This is a genomic window from Ligilactobacillus faecis (assembly GCF_029889745.1).
Lineage (GTDB): Bacteria > Bacillota > Bacilli > Lactobacillales > Lactobacillaceae > Ligilactobacillus > Ligilactobacillus faecis.
This window is the reverse complement of record NZ_CP123639.1, coordinates 1,296,217-1,315,719: the sequence shown is the minus strand read 5'-3', so window position 1 is coordinate 1,315,719 and position 19,503 is coordinate 1,296,217. Positions and strand designations below refer to the sequence as shown.

Sequence of the window (19,503 nt, the reverse complement as noted above, 5' to 3'; positions counted from 1 at the left end):
ACTTTTATTTATCCCCCAAAATCTTCGTGATCTGCTTGAACAAGTGGCGCCCATGACGCGATAAAAGCAGCTTTATCATATTGTTTAGCCGTCTGCAAAGCTCCATACGCTAATCTTTGATATTCATCTTCTGACTTCAAAAGTGCCAAAGCCTTTTTGGCTAATAAACTAGGCGTTTTATTGCTGACTATCACGCTATTTTCACCATCTTTGAGTAGTTCTCCTGTCGTATATTCGACTGCATAACTGACAACAGGTACTCCATGCGCCAGACTTTCTAACAGATTCATCCCCAAACCTTCACTTGTACTTGCATTTAAAAAAAGCGTGGCCTCTTGATAAAGCTCAACTTCTGGTGCGTAAGGCACAAATGTGACAACATCAGAGATCTTGAACTCTACGACCGCCTGCTCGACTTTTTTTTGATATGCAAGATCTGAAAAATATCCTTGTAATTTGAATCTTAAAGTTTGATCGCTCGCAAACATCAATTTAAAACACTTCAAAAGCTCGATGATCTTTTTATCTTCGGCTAAACGTCCGACATAGATCAATATTTTTGGTGCTGTTAGTGTTTTTGGTTTTGAAACTGTTTCGACCCAACTATCAAAAGCAGCTACCGGTCTAGTCATAAGTCCAAGTGTCTGCCAAACATCATCAGCTTCGGTTTTCGTCGGAAAAACGACTTGTGTAAAGTTGTTATCAAAAAGGGCAGTCTGATAGATCGGCAAAATACCTCGTTGTTTTCTTTTTAGATCAGCAAAAGGAACGCTATGGATATAAGCCAATTTTTTAGGGGCTAAAATAACATTAGCAACACACTGGTCGAGCGTCCGCCGGTCAGAAATAAAGATCCCTGGTTCAGTAGCATTGATCTCGTTTAAAAAAAACGTATACAACTGATCTTCTGTATCGAAAAAATAATTCTTACCATGATAATCAAGTAACTTCCAACTAGTTGGTCGAATTTGATCATTTAAGTTCATATGAGTGACTTCTAGTGCGACTGAACCATCGGGACGTAAAAATTGTTTTGTCGCAACTGAACCATCCGGATGGTATGTTTCAAGTAATGATAAAAAGCCCCGCCAATCCCAAAATTCTTTGACCATCGGATGGCCTAAAGTATCAAGATATTCAATACTTCCGATAAGTCCGATCGTTTCTGGCATGACTTCGATCTTTCCCAATAAGCGTCCTTGATAACGTAACTCCGAGCTATTATTATCTATCCCAACGATATGATAATCTTGTAAAGCCATACTTTTGAGCAAACGAAGTGGTCGTTCTTTGCGAGGCAATCCAACAGCTTCTTGAAAATAATCATACATATTCAAAATATTTGCGCTCTCCAAACCATGGGCCACAATATCTTTTGCCAACATTCGATTGTAATTACGCAATAAAAGTTTTGTTGGCCATCCATGCTCATTAAAAGCTTGCAAACGTTTGAATTGCGAAAATTCTGTACCTGAATTAAAAGTAAAAACATTTTCCCCTGTTAGATAGATCATCGAACCACCCCCTGAGCAAAGTATTTTTTAGCATCTGTAAGTAATGTTTGCCAGGCTTGCCAAACATTAGCACTCGAATACCGCTTACTCGAACTATAAGCACCTAAACTTAGCTGCTGTAACTTAGTTTGATCTTTGAAAAACTTGATCATCATAGTAGCTAACGTTTGATGATCACCATACGGAACGATCGCTCCATTTTCTTGATCTATCACGATATCATTAGGACCATAATTGACATCATAAGTCACACCTACAACTCCATGCGATAAAGCCTCCATGATCGCCAAATTGAAGCCTTCCATCCGTGAAGTCAGACCAAATAATTGAGCGTGATCTAGGACTGGCGCTAAATCAGCCGTATAGCCTTTAAAACGCACAACTTCAGTCAAGCCTAAGCGACTGATCAACTCAACTAACATTCGCTTTTCAGAATAATTATTACTTGGATCAGCATAACCATAAAGGTCGAGCGTCACTTCGGGAACTTCTTTTTTGACAAGTGCGATCGCTTTGATCAGATCATCGAGTTGTTTTTCAGGTGCGATCCGCGCAACTGCGATCACCTTCCCAAAGGTCCGTTCTGTTTCTAAAATATGAGGTGCGTCAAGCGTCGCATCAGGCACGACCCCAACTGGGATCGTATAGCATTTAGTTTGCGGATGAAACCGTGCGATCACATCTTTAGTTTGACGTTCAGTCGCTGATACGACTGCCGAATAGCGATCAAGGTTAGCTAAAGCATATTCATAGTTGTTATTAACGATCGAATGCAATGGATCTTGGGCATCTCCAGCTTGTGAGTTATGTAAATGCATGACAGTGTATGCTGGCCGCTTAAGGCGTAACAAAGCACCATCGGCCAATAATGAGCGGTCTAAAATAAAAATATTCTCACCATTTTCATTAACGACATTCAAAAAATACTCGAAGAGTTGGTCTAACGTATCAAAAACATGGACTTTCTGATTTACTTCGCGTAAGATCCATCCTGTTTTGATCAAGTTATGTTGAAAATCAAATTTGTAAAAAGTCCGCAAGACCGTCCGGCCTGTTGGAGTCAGCCACTCTTCACTTCCGATCTTATTATCTGGTGTATACCACTGACGTAAAGAACAAAAGCCACGACTATCATACAGATCAACACGGTAGAGATTGCCGTAGCCATCAAATAATTCGACCGAAACGACTTGCTTAGCTAAAGCTTTGTTATAGTTGACCCGCGCGACTAATCTTCCATTAGCGCGCGTGACGAGATAACGTGTTTGTTCTTCTTGTTCACTGATACTCAAGTTTTTCAGACCAAAATCAAGATCCCAAACGCTGACTTGTTTTGGCGCAACGTAACGTGCCTCTTGAAAATGATCGAACATACTGAGTAACTGTTCATCTTTGACACCACTTTGGTGAGCGGTCATATGTAATGTTTGATCCCAATCACGCACGATCAGACAACAAGGCTCTTTATAGTGTTCAAATAATTTGAGGCGTTTCAATTGTGCATGCTCGATCCCAGACTTATGTGCAGGCATCCCAAAATTAATAAAATATATCATCTGCTCGACTGACTATATTTTTAATATAGCTTTCCCCTCATTTTATAATTTATTATTTATATGATGTATGATTTTTAAATTAACTAGATAATTAAAGCTACATATATATCTACCCATTCATCTGACCTTTCCTTGCTTTAGTTGAGTACAGTTCATATCTAACTGTTACCGCTTACCCACGAATGTAAAAAATAAGGGTCTAAAACAAAATTTTTTTATTTAGAGATGTTACTTATAATTATGTGTTTCTTGATCGTTAAATTTCAATAATTATTTTATTTATCTTATCGTTCTTTAATTTAAAAAGTTGATTTTGAGCTAAAAAATAGGAAATAGGCTTCAATAAAATCCGCCTATTTCCTAATAGTTATCTTAAATTTCATCTAAATGCCGCTCAAAATCAGCATAACTGTCAGTTCCTTCATGGAATTCTTCAGTCGCATCTGCGATCCAGCTAGCATTTTGTTCAAAAACATGCGCTTCTAAGATCAAATCTGCTTGCCGTGTCTCTAAAATATATTCACACAATTTTGGATCAAGTAGCATCCCACTAACAGCGATCGGAAGCGCTACTTTTTCTTTCATTGCTCTAGCATATGGTACTTGCCATCCAGTATAGATATGATCTGGTTTTTTATCGATCAAGCCTCCAGTCGTGACACTGATACAACTTGCTCCATCTTCTTTTAGCCATTGTCCGACTTGTTGCCATTCGTTGAGTTTATTTTGCTCTTCTTCTTCAACGTAATCATCAAGTGAGAGTCTGACCCACAACGATCCATCGTACTCATGCCTGATCGCAGTTACGATCTCATGTAAGAAACGATATCTTTTCCTTAGGTCACCACCATAAGCATCTGTTCTTTGATTGACTAACGGTGACAAAAATTCATCGATCAAAAAGCCATTTGCGCCTTGGATCTCGATCATATCTACTCCTGCAGCCTTTGCACGTTTAACTGCCTTGACAAAAGCTGCTTCGATCTCTTGGATCTTTTCTTCAGTAGCTTTAGTTGGACAGGCCGTCGTTTCATTATATGCTGTTTCACTTGGTGCAACGATATTAACGCTATCTTGTGCTTTTCGTCCCGCATGACCTAACTGGATCCCGACTTTTGTTCCTAAATTATGTAAAAAGTCGACAAGTTTTTTTAGTTCTTTTTGTTGTTCATCATTCCATAATCCAAGATCTCGGGCGGTCGTTCTACCATTGGGTTCAACGGCTGTCACTTCAATAACGACTAAACCGACTTGTTCAACTGCACGTGCGCCATAATGAGCAAAATGAAGTGGATTTAATTTTCCATCTCCCGTTTGAACGCTATATGTGCGCATCGGCGACATCACAACTCGATTTTTCAAGTTTAAAGAAGCGATCACTACAGGCGATAAAAGCATTGACATAAGATCAAGCCCTTTCTTTTCACTAGAATAATCTTTTTTGCCCACTAAATTTAACAAAAAACGACAAAAATGTAAAGATTAAATCATAAAAAAATTTAAATATACTTGCCGTAAATAAAGTAAGTCTCGCGCTCAGCACGTTGTTTGGGTTTCCAATAAAAATCTTTTTGTGCTAACTTTTCCATTTTTTGATGTTCGTAGAATCGATAATCAGAAGAATCGTCAGTATATAGATAAAAAGAATGGACATCATTATTTTTCAAATATTGACAAAAATCGCAATAGAGTTTACCTCCGATCCCAAGACCTTGGTACTCTTCTTTGACGATCAACAGATTCAAACTAGCAGGAAATTCATGCTTGCTCTCTCGCAAAAGCACTTCATCTAACGCTAAAGTTTGGATATATTTTTCAAAGATCGAATCTTTTTCAGTCTGCTGTAAGATCTCACCGAGTGCTTTTAATTTTTGTCTTCGGCTAAAACTTTGTAACTTAGTGAGATCAATGATATCTCCTGCACAAACACCGGCTAAAGTTCCATCAACAGTAGCGATCACGATATGATCGGAACGTTGTAAAAGGTCACTCAAAAAAAATTCTGCCATTGGGTAAACGAGTTCAGGCTGGACCCAAGAACGGTAATCCCACGTTACGATCACGAGTTTTAAAAGCTCTTCATAATCACTTGTTTGCATCAATCTTAAATTTACTTCCATCATAGCCATCCTTACTTATCATCATGTAAAAAAGCCTAGCTGAGCTAGCTAGGCTTTTACTGTTCTCCAACGTTTTGTTTCTTCCATAAGTTCCAAATATAGTTCAGCGCATTAGCTAGTGTGACTCCAAATGTTGCCCCTACGATCCCACTAAAACTTGCCATCCAATAACTAAGGCTTGCTCCAAGCCCAAGAGAGACGACAAATACAAATGCCAAATTCTTTGTTGGGGAGAGGCCCGTCTTATTATAGCGCGAACCACATAAAATACCAAGATAAAAGAGCCCTAATCCGATATATAAACATGTGATCGCTACACTTTTAGCAAAATGTTCCTCATGAATAAAGCTCAAGGCAACTGTGATCAAGCTTAATCCAAATAAGATCAAATAATGCAAATAGATCAACAAGACCCCTGATTCAGCATGCCGCTTTTCTTCGATGTAGTGGTCAAACTGGGCAATATATGTCATAAAAAGAGCTGAAACGATCGCAAAGATCAAAACTGACCACAGATCCAACGTTTTTACTGTAAAATACGGGGCAATATCAACTAATGTCTCACCAAAAACAATGATCGTGATCAGCGTTAGCCGCTCTAGTAAATGCGGAAAATTGATCGGACGTTGGCGCATTGCCTTTGTAAAAAAACTCGGCATGATCCAACCAAGCAATGTCCCTAAAAGCGCCCAGATGATCGCTAAGTTCAAGCTAAAGAACAAACTGCTAAATAAAAAGGCTGCTTTTAGTCCTAAGATCCACAAATACAACTTGCCGATCTGACGATCATTTGGATCTTTAGCAGTCAAATAGACTAGCAGATACTGGAGCCAAAGCGTCAACGTCAAGGCGCCAGTCGCAAAGGTAAACGGATAAAACCAGTTTGCCAAAGGTCCCGTAAATGAATTTGACATAAATAAAACGATCGCCATATCAAGCATGAAAAATAAAATATCGCGTAAAGTATTTTTGCCGTAGCGATTCGTATAGACGGTCTGGATCATCCAAGTGTTCAAAAAGACGACTAAGACGATCGCAAAGACCACAAAATTTTCTAAAAGATGCTGTTCATTTTCAGTATGATGTAAGATCTTTGTGATCTGCGAGATCGCATAGACAAAAACCAGATCATAAAATAATTCAGTCAGCTCGACCTTTTTGTGCATGACTTGCATAACGTTTTCCCCCTAACGCTTTCTTTCATAATCAATATTACCTTGACTGACAAGTGTTTCTTCCCGCAATGTTTGCAACTCTTTTTTTTCAAGTGCGTCTTTTGTTTTAGCTAGATATTCTTCAAAATGTGGTGTTTTCAAGTGTGCTTGGTACGCCACTTCATTTTGGTAAAACTCTAAAAAAAGCCAGACATCTGGTTCATTTTTTAGTGAAGTAGCATACAGCGCTAAAACACCTGTTTCTAAAGCGATCGCTTGGCGCATCTCACTAAAAACAGCTGCTTTAAAGGCTGCCATATGTCGATCTTTGATCTTCAAACGAGCTAGGCGCACAAGTAACGGTGCGTGGGTTTTACCGCTCAAAAAATCGACCTTTTCCAATAACAACTCAGGAATAAGTTCAGTCTCATTTTTCTCGACTAGAGCATCTTTGGCAAAAGCCGCATATTTTTTGAACTGCGGTGCATTTTGATGACGCTTTTGTGCTGCAAGATCAGTATAGATCTCAAAAACAACTTTATGAAAAGTATCATTTTCTTTTTGAAGTGCATGCATTGCTAAAGTCTGTGGTTCTGTTTGGATCGAAAGTTCTAAATTGCGTTTTCCATAAACAAGATATTCAGCTTGTTTTTCTGGTTTGAGCACTAGATCATACATTTTGATCAAGGGTGGCTCAGTCAAATTCATCAGATCCCCTGCTATATATAATGTGAGCCAACATGATCATTTAGCTCAAATGATCATATTCTTAGAAAGAAATATAGCTTTTCCTTTCTTAATTTTATTTACTACCAGCAACGTCGATCTTCTCACTCACTGGCAGTAAGGCGAAGACTGCCTTTGATAGCCTAGGGCTGTTTTCCCAGTCTCCTTTTGATTCAATAAAGCTAAAAGATCAAAAACTGAACTTTTTTCTCGAGCTAGATCGTGCCACAGCGATAACAAATGCTCTGTCTGATGTTTCTGATTTTTAACCTCATCGTTGACCTAATATTCGTCTCACATTTTATCTTTCTTACGAATACTACATCTTTACTAACAATTGCTTATTTCTTGGCAAGTATTCTTTCAAAATTCTTAAAATAGATCTGCTCTAACTGTGCAGAAGAAATATCAGCAGCTACTAGCGCCTGCTGGATCGCTCGACCTGCGCCAGCCGGTGCGATCCCAAGTGGGGCATCAGTCCCATATAAAACATGCTTCTCGCCGTAATAAGCAACAGCCAATTCTAAAGCTTTTTTATTTCCTAATAACGCCGTATCGACATAAAAAGCTTTGAAAGCATTAGCCTGCTCAGCTGGTAAAATATGTTCGATGCGCCCAGCAAAATACGGGACCATCCCACCAGCATGGTGTACGATGATCTTTAATTCTGGATATTTAGTCAACAAGCCTGCTTGGACTATTTCGAGCATCGCTTGGCTCAATTCATACTCCCAACTAAAAATGATGTTATTATCTGGTTTGCGTTGGTCAAAAATCGGGTGCAGCCAGAGCGGTAAATGTAATTTAGCTGCTGTAGCAAAAAGTTCTTCATAACTCTCATCGGCAATGCTCTTACCTAAAGCGCGGGTAAAGATCTGTGCCCCACAAAGTTCTTTTGCAGTCGCGATCTCAGCCAAGATCTCTTTTGTCGCTTTCATATTATTTAGTGGCACAGCTCCGACTGCACGATAAAAAAGCTCTGGGTGCGTCGTCACAAGCTCACTTAGCTCATTATTCAATTCACGACATAAACGCGCGGCCTCTTTCGGTCCAAAATAGTCTTCAGGATTGAGATTTACATTTGAGATAACTTGAAGTTCCTCTGGGCGCGCGTGCTGTTTGCGCAAAGTAAAGTCGCTCAAAAGCGGATGTTGCATAAAAGGATACCGTTCTAAAACATCTGGCACTTTAGCCAACATTTGCGTTCGAAAACGTGGTGGCAAAACATGCGCAAAGACATCGATCTTTTTAGACATCACATACTCACTTCCTTCAAGGATTTTAGTTTAATTATAGCAAAAATTTAATTAAAGTTGCATCAAATCTATTGTTTTTTCTTTTCTTAACATGAAATCTTCGCAAAATAACTTGAATTTATTTTTAATGTATTTATAATTAAAATAATCTTATTTTAAGAGAGGGGACAGCTATATGTCAGAAAATGAACACTTACTTGCTATCGAAAGTCAACATTTGGCCACTCAATCGCGGATCAAATATTTCGACATCGTGATCAGCTCAGGTAATGGAGCTCTCCTAAAAGACGCTACTGGACGTGAGTATATCGATCTTTTAGCTTCTGCTTCTTCAACCAATACAGGCCACTCACATCCTAAAGTCGTACAAGCGATCACAGAGCAGGCAAAACGTTTGATCCAATATACACCAGCTTATTTTGCTAACGAAACTGCCGCCAAATTGACAGCTAAACTAACAGCTTTAGCTCCGATCTCAGGTCCAGTCAAGTTATTATGGGGTAATTCTGGTTCTGATGCAAACGATGCAGTGATCAAACTTGCACGCGCCTATACCAAACGGCAATATATCGTCACTTTTACTGGTGCTTACCATGGTGCGACTTATGGAGCTCTGAGCGCTTCAGCAGTCAGTTTAAATATGACAAGAAAGATCGGACCATTATTACCTGGGATCATCAAAGTTCCCTTTCCTGATCCATGGAAGAAAAAAGACTACGAGACTGAAGAGCAATTTGTGACGCGGATGTTTGAAGAATTCCTCCATCCGTTTGAGACATACTTACCACCAGATGAAGTCGCTTTGATCTTGATCGAACCGATCCAAGGCGATGGTGGGATCGTCAAAGCCCCACCAACTTTTTTAGAAAAAGTCTATCGATTCGCTAAAAAACACCAGATCTTGTTTGCCGTCGATGAAGTCAATCAAGGACTCGGTCGGACTGGCAAATGGTGGTCGATCGAACACTTTGGTCTAGAACCAGATTTAGTCACAGTCGGCAAATCATTGGCTAGTGGTCTACCTCTTAGTGCTGTTTTAGGCCGTGCTGAGATCTTAGAAGCTCTAGATGCTCCAGCTCATCTTTTTACTACAGCGGGTAATCCAGTCACTAGTGCCGCAGCGCTAGCCACTTTAGAAGTCATCGAAGAAGAAAAACTTGTAACTCGGTCAAAAGAACTCGGTCAGCTAGCAGAAGCATTTTTCAAGCAAGCCCAGAAAACTTATGATTTTATCGGTGACGTACGGATGTATGGCTTAAACGGTGGGATCGATATCGTTGATCCTGTGACTAAAAAACCTTCGCAAATGCTCGCAACTCAGCTGATCTTTGCGATTTTTGAACGTGGCGCACTTATGATCAGTTTGCGCGGAAACATCTTGCGTTTCCAACCACCACTTGTGATCACAAAAGCTCAACTCCAGAAAGCTTTTACGATCATCGAAGCCGCCTTTAACGCCCAAAAACAAGGGAAATTGACTTTACCTCAAAATGCTACTGAATTAGGCTGGTGATCTAACTAGTCAAAATAAGTCGAATCATTTAGAATTTAGAATTGATAATGCAATTCTAAATAGAAAGGTTTGACTTTTTAGTCAGAGGTATTATTTATGAGATATCGTTTACAAGCGTATCTTTTTGTTTTTATCGCTTTTATGCTCGGATGTAATGAATACATCATTGTTGGGGTCTTACCTGATATCGCCACTGAATATCAGATGTCACTTGCACCTTTAGGGTTGTTAGTCACAGTTTTTGCGATCATTTACGCCTTATGTACCCCGTTAGTCACAGCTTTTACCGGACGTTTCAAACGTCACCAAGTTTTGTTGTTGTTGACAAGCGTCTTTTTGCTTGGCAACACTTGGACTGCTCTTGCGACGGATTTCACTTCGCTTTTACTCTCACGGATCTTGACTGCCAGCGTCTCAGGTGCGATCATCTCGCTTGTTTTAGTGATGGCAAATTACATTGCGCCCCGCGAAAAACGTGCCAGTCTCGTCTCCTGGGTCTTTGCAGGTTTTAGCTTAGCTTCGATCATCGGGATCCCACTTGGAACTTTGATCAGTACGACTTTTTCTTGGCACGATAGCTTTTGGATGATCAGTGGGATCACGGTCCTTGCGTTAGCCTTATTATTTTGGCTCGTTCCCCGTGATACACCACAACACAAGAGCAAATTGAAGCACCAATTCACTTTATTAAAAGAACCCCAAATTATTTTAGGTGTCTTATTTGTCATCTGCGTGTGTGCAGCTGACTACACGATCTATACGTATATCCGCCCGCTCTTTACAAATGAGATGGGGTTTGATAATACTTGGCTCAATTGGTTGTTATTTGGGATGGGGATCTTCTTTATCATTGGGAATAAATTTGGCGGATATTTGGCCGAAAATGGTGGGCTCTTACGGCTAAGAAGCGTTTATATCACGATGACTTGTTTATCTTTTTTGCTTGGACCATTACTTGGTCTCAAATGGCTTGCCGCTTGTATCATCGCGATACTTTGTGTAACTTTTGCAAGTTATGGTTCTTCAACACAATTGTTGTTTTTAGATATCGCTGAAAAAAACTATCCTCAATCACTTGACCTCGCTTCTTCGCTCAATTCGATCTTTGCTAATATCGGGATCTCACTTGGATCGCTAACTGCTGCTCAAACTGTCCAATATGCTAGTTTAGATAAAGTTGGCTATGTCAGTGGGATCTATGGGCTTTTAGCTACGGCTCTCGTTTTTTACTTAAGTCAACACCAAAAAAATAAGAGGCTGTGACATAAGTCTACAAAATAAAGCTGGATGTATGGAAACCTTCGTGTTTCATATATCCAGCTTTTGAATTATAATCAAAGAAAAAAGGTAGCCACGCCCGGCTACCTCACAATTACCCTCGAAAGGATAACATAAAATGATACACAGTCATTATAACATTAATCAGACTATTTTGAACATCTCTTTAGAATATATTCCTGAAAAAAATCATCCAGCTCTCTACATCAATGAACTTGTTGAAAGTTTAGAACTCAAGTATAACTATCAATTTGGACGCCCTCGTGAATATGATCTAGCTGCTATGCTAAAGCTCACTTTACTTGCTTATAGCTATGGTATCTTTAGTAGTCGAAAAATTGAGAGATTTGCTCGCGAAAATAAGCCTGCTGGTTGGTTGATCGCTGATCAAGTCCCTTCTTATCGAACTATTTGTCGTTTTCGGATCTCTGATGAGTTAGCTACCTTAACACAAGAGAGTTTAACTAAATTGACAGCTTTTCTAAAAAAACATAATCTGATTGATGACATTTCTTTCATTGACGGTACGAAGATCCTTGCGGATGCTAATAAGTATTCTTTTGTCTGGAAGAAAAATGTCGTTCGTTTTGATGAGCTCAATCGTCAAAAAGTTGTTGAACTTTTAGGCGAGCTCCACGAAGCTAAAGTTATCGGAAAGATCCCCAAAGGATCTGACCTGACTTTGGAAGCATTAGATGTAATAATTGCCAAGTTTGAAGATTATCTAGTTGCTTTAGATCAAAAAGTCGAAGAAACTAGACAAGTATCGCCGAACCCTGCGAAACAAGAACGTCGAAAATTAAAGGCAACCTACAAAAAACTATTAACGCGTAAAGAAAAAATGCAAAATCACCAAAAACAAAAAGACATCCTTAGAGAACGAAATAGTTACTCTAAAACTGACCATGATGCTACTTTTATGCGTGTAAAAGAAGATCCAATGTTAAACGGACAACTAAAACCTGCTTATAATCTTCAAATTGCTACTAGTAACCAGTTTATTACCGGGTATAAGTTATTTGCTAATCCAACTGATACAAGAACGCTTCCTACTTTTATTGACCATTTGAATGACAATGGCGTACTTGGTTCAACTATCGTTGCTGATGCTGGGTATGGTTCTGAGAGTAATTATCGTTTTTGTGACGATAATTACGGTGATCGCACCGTTTTGATCCCTTATGGGACAATGCTCAAAGAGAATAGTCGCAAATGGAAAACTGATGATCATAAAATCATGAATTGGTCTTATAATGAAAAAGATGACTATTATTTAGACCTTAACGGTGTTAGATTCAATTTTTCAAACTATTCTAAAAGAACTGATAAGTATGGATTTACTAGAGATTTTAAAGTATATACTGCTGAAAAATTTGATGATGATCATTTGATAGATCCCCGAGCCTTAACTAAAAGTGGACACGTAAGGAAGATCATGGTCAATAATGCCTGGGAATATTTTAAAGCACAACAACGAGCTTTACTTTCATCTTCTAATACTGGATCAATCTATGCACGGCGCAAAATTGATGTTGAACCTGTTTTTGGAAGATTGAAGGCTTCTTTGGGATTCAACCGATTCTCAGTTAGGGGGAGCGAAAGAGTCGAAAAGGAAATGGGCATTGTAGTTTTGGCAATGAATATCAACAAATTAGTCACAGTAGTGACCAAGATAAACAAAATACGTAAAGAAAAAGTATCTCAGAAATCAAATTTTCGATTTCTGAGATACTTTTCTCTTATAGAGACTACTTATGTCACAGCCTCTTATTTTTAACTGGCTCTTTTTAGCAACTTGCAAGCGTAAAAGTGTTGGGTTAGCTAAACTCGTAACACCTTTTTGAAGCACCTTTGTCAGCTCATTTAGATCTTTTCGAGCATTAGTCACGCTCACAGGTAACGCTGTCGTCTCTTTAAAGCTCTTTACCGCTTGCAGTAGCTCGTTTTCTGGACAAGTGGCGATCACTAAGGAAACGACTTGTTCAAAACTTGCCAAAACATTGAGCGCCTCAACTAGATCAGTTCCATCGCTCAATGTTTTGGCATCTTTTAAGCATAAAGTCACGTAAACGGGTAACCGTGGCACATTTTGTGTGCACCATTTAAGAACAGCAGCTGGTTCAGACAGCTTTGTTTGCCACACAAGACCTAAACAATCTGGTCCTTGCTCTAATAGCGTTTGTAAAGTCTCAAGATGAAAATCTAAATACTGCGCCTTGTTCAGTAAGTATTCTTTTTGAGCGACTTGCAACCCATACGGGCTTAAAACACCAGCGACAAGCGGAAGCTCGCCTGTTTCTTTAGCGTGATCTTCAGCTGCTTTCAAAGCTACATCAACAGCGATCCCAAGCAAAGCCTTAGCTTGTCGTTTACTTTGTCCTTTAGCTAATAGATGCGCCACACCTTGTTTAGCAGTGAGTGTCTCAAGCATTTGCGCTCCATGCGCCAAACATTGGCGATGATAGGCATAGATCTCGTCTAACTCGCCTAATATCTCTGGGACACTTTCTAAAAGTGGTTCGGGCGTACTAGCGATCAATTTCGGTATCTCAAACAATTTTTACTTCCTTTCTAATTCCATTGAAGCTTACTTGCATCTGAGTTCAGCTACTTTAGCTAAGTGCTTGATACAAGAGGCACTCACCCAAAATAACTTCAGCTAAAATTTACAAGATTTTCTTTTGCTAAATCTGTTGTACAAAATAAGCTTTATACTACGCTTTAACTTGTTTTAAAATCTTATTTTCACGAGACTAGCTGTCTACAAAAACTGATCGCCCAAAATACTTTTGGGTCCAGGACCACTTAAACTCACCAAAGGTCATCAGAAGTTACTTATAACCGCTTTTATAATTCATTTTGCGTGAGCTTATATAAAACGATCGCGATCCAACTAGAGATCAGAGCTGGAAACAGCCCCACGATCAGATCGGTCGGGGCTAATAGTGAAAGCTTCTTTATTTGAGCGACATTTTTGAATTGATCCTCAAAGATCACCTGATACAACGTGACAAAGACTAGGATCCATTGGATATAGTATTCGATCAGCGTCAAAATACTTTTCGAGTAGCGAAAGCGCCGCTGAAAAAGCGCTAAAGCATAATATAAAATGATCCCTGTAATAAACGTCACAAAAGCTAAAATGCTGAAGCTCGAACTCTTTTCTAAAAGTTGTGAATGTTGATCGATCCATAAAATACCTAATAACAAAAGACTACTGCATAATATGTTTACGATGAGCATCCCTGCCAATAATCCTAACGAGCGAAGAACTAGCCAGTTATCTGTCTTGTGAAAATACTTAAAAGCTAAACGCAAGAGTAGTGCGCTAAATAAGATCCAATACATGTTTTTACCTACTATTTTTCTCAATTATACATTGGGCACGACCAAAAAAGCATCTCAAATCTCTTCTCTATGTTGTGGTTCCCAACTACCACGAAAGAGTTTGGCTTTGAGCTCATTTGCGGACAGTTTAGCATGATCTTCAAAATCACGGAATGGATGCAACGCTAAGAGAGCTGACTTTTGATAACCTTTAGCTCGTTTTAAAGCATATTCAGTTAAAGAACCATCTTTAATGTTGCGGACTAGGCGGGCACTAGGTGTGTTCATCGGGATCTTGACGCGATACTCCATATCTTCGATCAACTCTTGATATTCTGGCCCAGCTTGGATCAAGTCGATGTAAACTTTCAAATGTTCGATCAAAGCTGTGGCAGCCTCAGCTAATTGACTAGGTTTGGTTGGATCCTCTAAAGCGACAAGCTCATTACGCCTTTCTGCCACTTCTAAAGCATCAAAAACTTCATTTTTATTTAACGCAGGACTCATGATAAAGTAACTTGCAAGTAAACGAATAAAACGTAACGTCCCAGTTCTGATCCCAACATAACTGGTCGGATCAAGATCGAGCATGCGCAACTCTAAGTATGCGATCCCCTCTTTTTGGAGTTGCTTGAGCTCAGTTGCACCTTTAAAGCGCACAGGTCCGTGGAATTGTGCAGCAGTATAGATCTCTTTTTTGGCGACAGCGCGCTCGATCACCTGCACATAATGCTCCAGATCAGTATAATCAGGCGTAAACTTAGACCCAAAGCCATATTCTCGACTTTGACGCAAACTTCTGACTGGACGTTTCAATTCTTTACCAGCCTCAAAATAATTGCCTTCTGCGATCGGACTTGCGCCAAAAAGATAGGTCAATAACCAGCGATAACGCACAAAGCCTTGAGCAACGATCGTATATAAGTAATTCCTGACAGCTTTCTCATCAGCAAATCTTTCAGGCATCTTTTGATAGACCATTGTGATCAGACGTTCATCGATACTCAAGTTGATATGCGCGCCACAAGGGGCACCTTCAGCTACGCGATGATGTTTGAGCCATTCTTTGAAATAGCGCTCTTTTTCAGGTCCTGCTTGAGCGATCTTGATCCGTTCAGGTGTAAGCTTAGGTGGCATCGATAACGGCCATAAAAATTCCCCTGGTGACAGTGCAGTCCGCAAAGCCGTATTGATGCTATAAAGGTAGTGCATCGCATCTAAAGCGTTACTAGCTGCTGGAGTCACGACTTCTGACATCGTCTCTAAAAAATCATTGGTGATCCACGGATTGATCTTTTGATCTCCGATTGCAGCTGGATATGGTTCTTCACTCAAATTTCCAGTCCCATCGACACGATGCATCTCAACTTCAAGCCCCATTTTAAAATCTGAAGTCTTGGAAACAGCTTCATTTTCAAAGATCAATTCTCCAATTTTACTAAACATCTGCTCATCCCCTTACCCTTTAAAATAACTAATATTATACTATTTGATATTTAATTTTTAAATATATTTTTTAATTAAAATAAGAAATGGTTTTATTTAAATTTAACCTTTCTTATCAAATGACAAGGCCAATAGACTCAAGTAAAATAAAGTTAACTTAGGGCTAGAAAGGAACCACTATGTCAAAACAGACAAAGCAAAAGATCGCCCAGATCTTTAAACAGCAAGTCGAACAAAAAGGCTTCGAACATGTCAGTGTGGCACAACTCATGCACCAAGCTCAAATGCGACGCCAAAGTTTTTACGATCATTTTGAAGACAAATATGACTTACTGACTTGGACGCTCAAGACGATGATGCAAGATGATATCGAAAATAATCTTGATTATCTACCGTGGCAAGAGATCATCACACTCGTCTTTTTTGACATCCAAGAAAACGCTAATTTTTATCGAAGCATCTTACAAAGTCAAACAGAAGTCGATGTCGTCAAAGAACTTGCTTGGCATTTCCAAGTCTTGCTCTTACATGTCTTGAAGCAAAAAGGCTTTGTTAAAGAAGCAAAAGCCTATGATCTTATCGAGACGTATAGTTTAGGTCTGACTTATACGATGACCAATGTTTTATTTTCACCATCAGCTAAAGAATACGATGAGTTAGCCCAAAAAGTCATCAATGCACTTGAATTTGCCTTACGGACCTAAGTCGTACCGGACAAAAATTGCGATCTGTCCATTATTATGTTTGCGCTTACACTATATAATAATGATAGATCAGATAAATTGAATGGAGGGAAATTTATCATGAAAAAGATCATCAATGAACCAAGTCAAGTCGTTTCTGAAATGGTCGCAGGTCTTGTGTTAGCTTATCCTGAGTATTTAGAGCAACTCCCAGAAACAACGGCAGTCATCCGCCACGATAAAGCTTCGATGCAAGGTCAAGTTGGCCTTGTCAGTGGAGGTGGAAGCGGGCATGAACCAGCCCATGCTGGTTTCGTAGGTCCAGGAATGCTGAGTGCCGCGGTTTGCGGTCAAGTTTTCACCTCACCAACACCCGATCAGATCTACGAAGCGATCAAAGCCAGTGATACTGGTCATGGTGTCTTTTTGATCATCAAAAACTATTCTGGCGACGTGATGAACTTTGAGATGGCTAAAGACCTGGCCGAATTGGATGGGATCGATGTGCGCTTTGTGATCGTCGATGATGATATCGCAGTCGAAAACAGTTTGTATACCCAAGGACGCCGTGGCGTTGCTGGTACAGTTCTCATGCACAAACTCTTAGGAGCAGCCGCTGCTAAAGGGGCAAGCTTGACTGAGCTTGAACAACTGGCCCAAGCGATCTTACCAAAATTAAAGACGATCGGTGTTGCTTTGAGTGCTGCAACAGTCCCTGAAGTTGGCAAACCAGGCTTTGTCCTCGCCGAAGATGAGATCGAATACGGTGTTGGGATCCACAGTGAACCAGGTTATCGGCGTGAAAAATTGCGTCCAGCTAAAGAGCTTGTCGCCGAAATGCTTGGTAAACTCGATGAAGCTTTGGTTTTAACACCAACTAAAAAATATGCCCTTTTGATCAACGGCATGGGCGCTACACCGTTGATGGAACAATACATCGTTAGCCACGACGCCTTTTTATGGCTCAAAGAAAAACAGATCACACCGGTCTTTTGTAAAGTAGGAAATTACATGACTTCCCTTGAGATGGCAGGGATCTCTTTGACTTTACTTGAGCTTGACGATGCTAAATGGCTCGACTATCTCAATTATCCTGTCGCTACGATCGCATGGTAAAAATTTTGATATAAGGTAGGTCAGATAAATGGAACTAACAGTAGAAACTTTAAATAATTGGATGGAACTTTTCGCACAAAAGGTAAGCGCAAACAAATCTTATTTGAGTGAACTCGATACACCGATCGGCGATGGTGATCACGGAAATAATATGGCCCGCGGAATGGTCGCAGTCACCGAAGCTTTGCAAACAAAACATCCAACAGAGCTGACAGCCAGTCTCAAACTGATCGCGATGTCTTTGATCAGCAAAGTTGGCGGTGCTGCCGGTCCGCTTTATGGTACGGCCTTTTTAGAAATGGCCAAGACAAGCCAGCAAACGACCGACTTAGTTGAACTTTTACAGGCTGCTGTTTTAGGGATCAAAAAACGTGGCGGCGCTAAACTAGGTGATAAAACGCTGGTCGATGTCTGGGAAGTCGTCGTCACTAAATTTCCAGAGCTCACTTCACAACAGATCGAACAAGCTGTTTTAGCGACTAAAGACCTCGAAGCTAAAAAAGGACGGGCTTCGTATTTAGGTGAACGTTCGATCGGCCATTTGGACCCCGGGGCCGTTTCAAGTGGTTACTTATTTGAGGCTCTTTTAGAAGCGGAGGGACGTTTATGAGTTATGGAATCTTGATCGTTTCACATGTCAGCCAGATCGCCCAAGGTCTCACCCGCCTCCTAGCCCAAGTTGCCCCAGATGTTCCTTTGACTTATGCGGGCGGCACAGACGATGATGAGATCGGGACGAGCTTAGAAAAGATCAGTTTGGCACTCGAGGAAAATTCAGCTTCTGAGATCTTAGCTTTTTATGATCTAGGAAGCGCAAAAATGAATTTAGAACTGGCTAGCGAATTTAGTGAAAAACCTGTCCACCTCTATGATGTTGCTTTGATCGAAGGCGCCTATACAGCTGCCTCTCTTTTACAAGCCGGTGTAAGTTTAGCTAAAGTAGTAGAACAACTGCGACCTTTAAAGATCAAAGGAGGTTGATCTTGATGACTGGATTTTTAGGTGAATTTTTTGGCACACTAGTTTTGATCTTATTTGGCGTTGGGTGTGGTGCTGGAGTCAATTTGAAAGATAACTATGCCCGCGGACAAAATTGGATGTTTATCACGTTAGCCTGGGGCATGGCAGTTACTTTTGGCGTCTATCTAGCCGGTGAATTAGGTTCACAAGGTCACTTGAATCCAGCAGTGACACTAGGCTTTGCCAGTGCAGGACTTTTTTCTTGGAGCGAAGTTTTACCTTATTTGCTTGGACAAGCTTTGGGGGCTTTTGTCGGAGCTTCGCTGATCATTTTATATTATTATCCTCAATTTCAAGCAACTTCAAACAAAGAAGGCAATAGTGTGGGGATCTTTGCGACTGGTCCCGCGTTAGACCGCCCGATCTTTAACTTTTTGAGCGAATGTTTGGCGACCTTTTTCTTTATCTTGATCTTATTAAACCTCGGTGATTTCACTCAAGGTCTAAAACCACTGATCGTTGGGCTTTTGATCATGGTCATTGGGCAAACACTTGGGGGAACGACTGGTTTTGCTTTAAATCCGGCGCGTGATCTCATGCCACGCCTAGCTTACAGCATTTTACCAGTCCCTCATAAAGCTGACGCCCATTGGAATTATGCTTGGGTCCCACTTCTAGGTCCACTTTGCGGCGGGATCTTAGCAAGTTTCTTGCATGTTTTTTTGCAAGGCTAAGACAAGTTCGTGGTAGAACCAAAGTATTTAGGCTTTGGTTCTATTTTTTTAGCTGATTTTATGCAGTTTGGTAACTTGACTTTTAGCGTTTAGACTAGTTAGAATAGTTATAGAAAACGT

The 19,503-nt window shown here is 40.1% G+C and carries 18 protein-coding genes; 8 read left to right on the top strand and 10 right to left on the bottom strand.

Annotated features, from left to right (window positions below; translation table 11 throughout):
• Positions 1-8: 8 nt before the first annotated feature.
• The 7 genes from QFX10_RS06125 to QFX10_RS06095 form a co-directional block, all read right to left on the bottom strand.
• Complete coding sequence (locus QFX10_RS06125) at positions 9-1,514, bottom strand: glycosyltransferase (protein WP_280605390.1); 1,506 nt, start codon at positions 1,512-1,514, stop codon at positions 9-11.
• Positions 1,511-3,070, bottom strand: coding sequence for a glycosyltransferase family 4 protein (locus QFX10_RS06120; RefSeq protein WP_280605389.1), 1,560 nt, complete (start codon positions 3,068-3,070; stop codon positions 1,511-1,513). The genes QFX10_RS06125 and QFX10_RS06120 overlap by 4 nt, the downstream gene beginning before the upstream one ends.
• Before the next feature lie 372 nt (positions 3,071-3,442).
• Complete coding sequence (locus tag QFX10_RS06115) at positions 3,443-4,474, bottom strand: oxidoreductase (protein ID WP_280605388.1); 1,032 nt, start codon at positions 4,472-4,474, stop codon at positions 3,443-3,445.
• A gap of 95 nt (positions 4,475-4,569) precedes the next feature.
• Positions 4,570-5,193, bottom strand: coding sequence for a GNAT family N-acetyltransferase (locus QFX10_RS06110; protein WP_280605387.1), 624 nt, complete (start codon positions 5,191-5,193; stop codon positions 4,570-4,572).
• 53 nt (positions 5,194-5,246) lie between these two features.
• On the bottom strand, positions 5,247-6,365 hold the full coding sequence (locus QFX10_RS06105) for a low temperature requirement protein A (RefSeq protein ID WP_280605386.1): 1,119 nt from the start codon (positions 6,363-6,365) through the stop codon (positions 5,247-5,249).
• A 12-nt stretch (positions 6,366-6,377) separates the two neighbouring features.
• Positions 6,378-7,052: a putative quinol monooxygenase gene (locus tag QFX10_RS06100; RefSeq protein WP_280605385.1), complete on the bottom strand. Its 675-nt coding sequence runs from the start codon at positions 7,050-7,052 to the stop codon at positions 6,378-6,380.
• Between the two features lie 359 nt (positions 7,053-7,411).
• On the bottom strand, positions 7,412-8,326 hold the full coding sequence (locus tag QFX10_RS06095) for an amidohydrolase family protein (RefSeq protein ID WP_280605384.1): 915 nt from the start codon (positions 8,324-8,326) through the stop codon (positions 7,412-7,414).
• A 175-nt stretch (positions 8,327-8,501) separates the two neighbouring features.
• Here QFX10_RS06095 and QFX10_RS06090 point away from each other — a divergent pair, with 175 nt between their 5' ends.
• The 3 genes from QFX10_RS06090 to QFX10_RS06080 all read left to right on the top strand — a co-directional run bounded on the left by QFX10_RS06090 (position 8,502) and on the right by QFX10_RS06080 (position 12,894).
• Positions 8,502-9,839: an aspartate aminotransferase family protein gene (locus QFX10_RS06090; RefSeq protein ID WP_280605383.1), complete on the top strand. Its 1,338-nt coding sequence runs from the start codon at positions 8,502-8,504 to the stop codon at positions 9,837-9,839.
• 96 nt (positions 9,840-9,935) lie between these two features.
• Positions 9,936-11,102 (top strand): MFS transporter, encoded by a 1,167-nt coding sequence (locus QFX10_RS06085; RefSeq protein WP_280605382.1) that lies wholly within the window; start codon positions 9,936-9,938, stop codon positions 11,100-11,102.
• Positions 11,103-11,238: 136 nt separating this feature from the next.
• Positions 11,239-12,894 (top strand): IS1182 family transposase, encoded by a 1,656-nt coding sequence (locus QFX10_RS06080; RefSeq protein ID WP_280607240.1) that lies wholly within the window; start codon positions 11,239-11,241, stop codon positions 12,892-12,894.
• On the opposite strand, the gene QFX10_RS06075 is transcribed toward QFX10_RS06080, so the two are convergent.
• The 3 genes from QFX10_RS06075 to QFX10_RS06065 form a co-directional block, all read right to left on the bottom strand.
• Positions 12,826-13,674, bottom strand: a complete 849-nt coding sequence (locus QFX10_RS06075) for a homocysteine S-methyltransferase family protein (RefSeq protein WP_280605381.1) — start codon at positions 13,672-13,674, stop codon at positions 12,826-12,828. The two genes, QFX10_RS06080 and QFX10_RS06075, sit on opposite strands and share 69 nt — an antisense overlap.
• Positions 13,675-13,964: 290 nt before the next feature.
• Positions 13,965-14,465: an SA1002 family membrane protein gene (locus QFX10_RS06070; protein ID WP_280605380.1), complete on the bottom strand. Its 501-nt coding sequence runs from the start codon at positions 14,463-14,465 to the stop codon at positions 13,965-13,967.
• 54 nt (positions 14,466-14,519) lie between these two features.
• Positions 14,520-15,890 carry a glutamate--cysteine ligase gene (locus QFX10_RS06065; RefSeq protein ID WP_280605379.1) on the bottom strand — a complete coding sequence of 457 codons (1,371 nt, stop codon included), beginning with the start codon at positions 15,888-15,890 and terminating at the stop codon, positions 14,520-14,522.
• Positions 15,891-16,069: 179 nt separating this feature from the next.
• Here QFX10_RS06065 and dhaS point away from each other — a divergent pair, with 179 nt between their 5' ends.
• The 5 genes from dhaS (at position 16,070) to QFX10_RS06040 (ending at position 19,383) form a co-directional block, all read left to right on the top strand.
• The gene (gene dhaS / locus QFX10_RS06060) at positions 16,070-16,594 is read left to right on the top strand and encodes a dihydroxyacetone kinase transcriptional activator DhaS (protein WP_280605378.1); all 525 of its coding nucleotides are present in this window, start codon (positions 16,070-16,072) and stop codon (positions 16,592-16,594) included.
• 99 nt (positions 16,595-16,693) lie between these two features.
• Positions 16,694-17,689, top strand: coding sequence for a dihydroxyacetone kinase subunit DhaK (dhaK, locus tag QFX10_RS06055; RefSeq protein ID WP_280605377.1), 996 nt, complete (start codon positions 16,694-16,696; stop codon positions 17,687-17,689).
• Between the two features lie 28 nt (positions 17,690-17,717).
• Positions 17,718-18,299 (top strand): dihydroxyacetone kinase subunit DhaL, encoded by a 582-nt coding sequence (gene dhaL / locus QFX10_RS06050; protein WP_280605376.1) that lies wholly within the window; start codon positions 17,718-17,720, stop codon positions 18,297-18,299.
• A complete protein-coding gene (dhaM, locus tag QFX10_RS06045) occupies positions 18,296-18,670 on the top strand; it encodes a dihydroxyacetone kinase phosphoryl donor subunit DhaM (RefSeq protein ID WP_280605375.1) in 375 nt (124 codons plus the stop codon). Before dhaL ends, dhaM begins: the two co-directional genes overlap by 4 nt.
• A 5-nt stretch (positions 18,671-18,675) precedes the next feature.
• Positions 18,676-19,383, top strand: a complete 708-nt coding sequence (locus QFX10_RS06040) for an MIP/aquaporin family protein (protein ID WP_280605374.1) — start codon at positions 18,676-18,678, stop codon at positions 19,381-19,383.
• Positions 19,384-19,503: the final 120 nt, after the last annotated feature.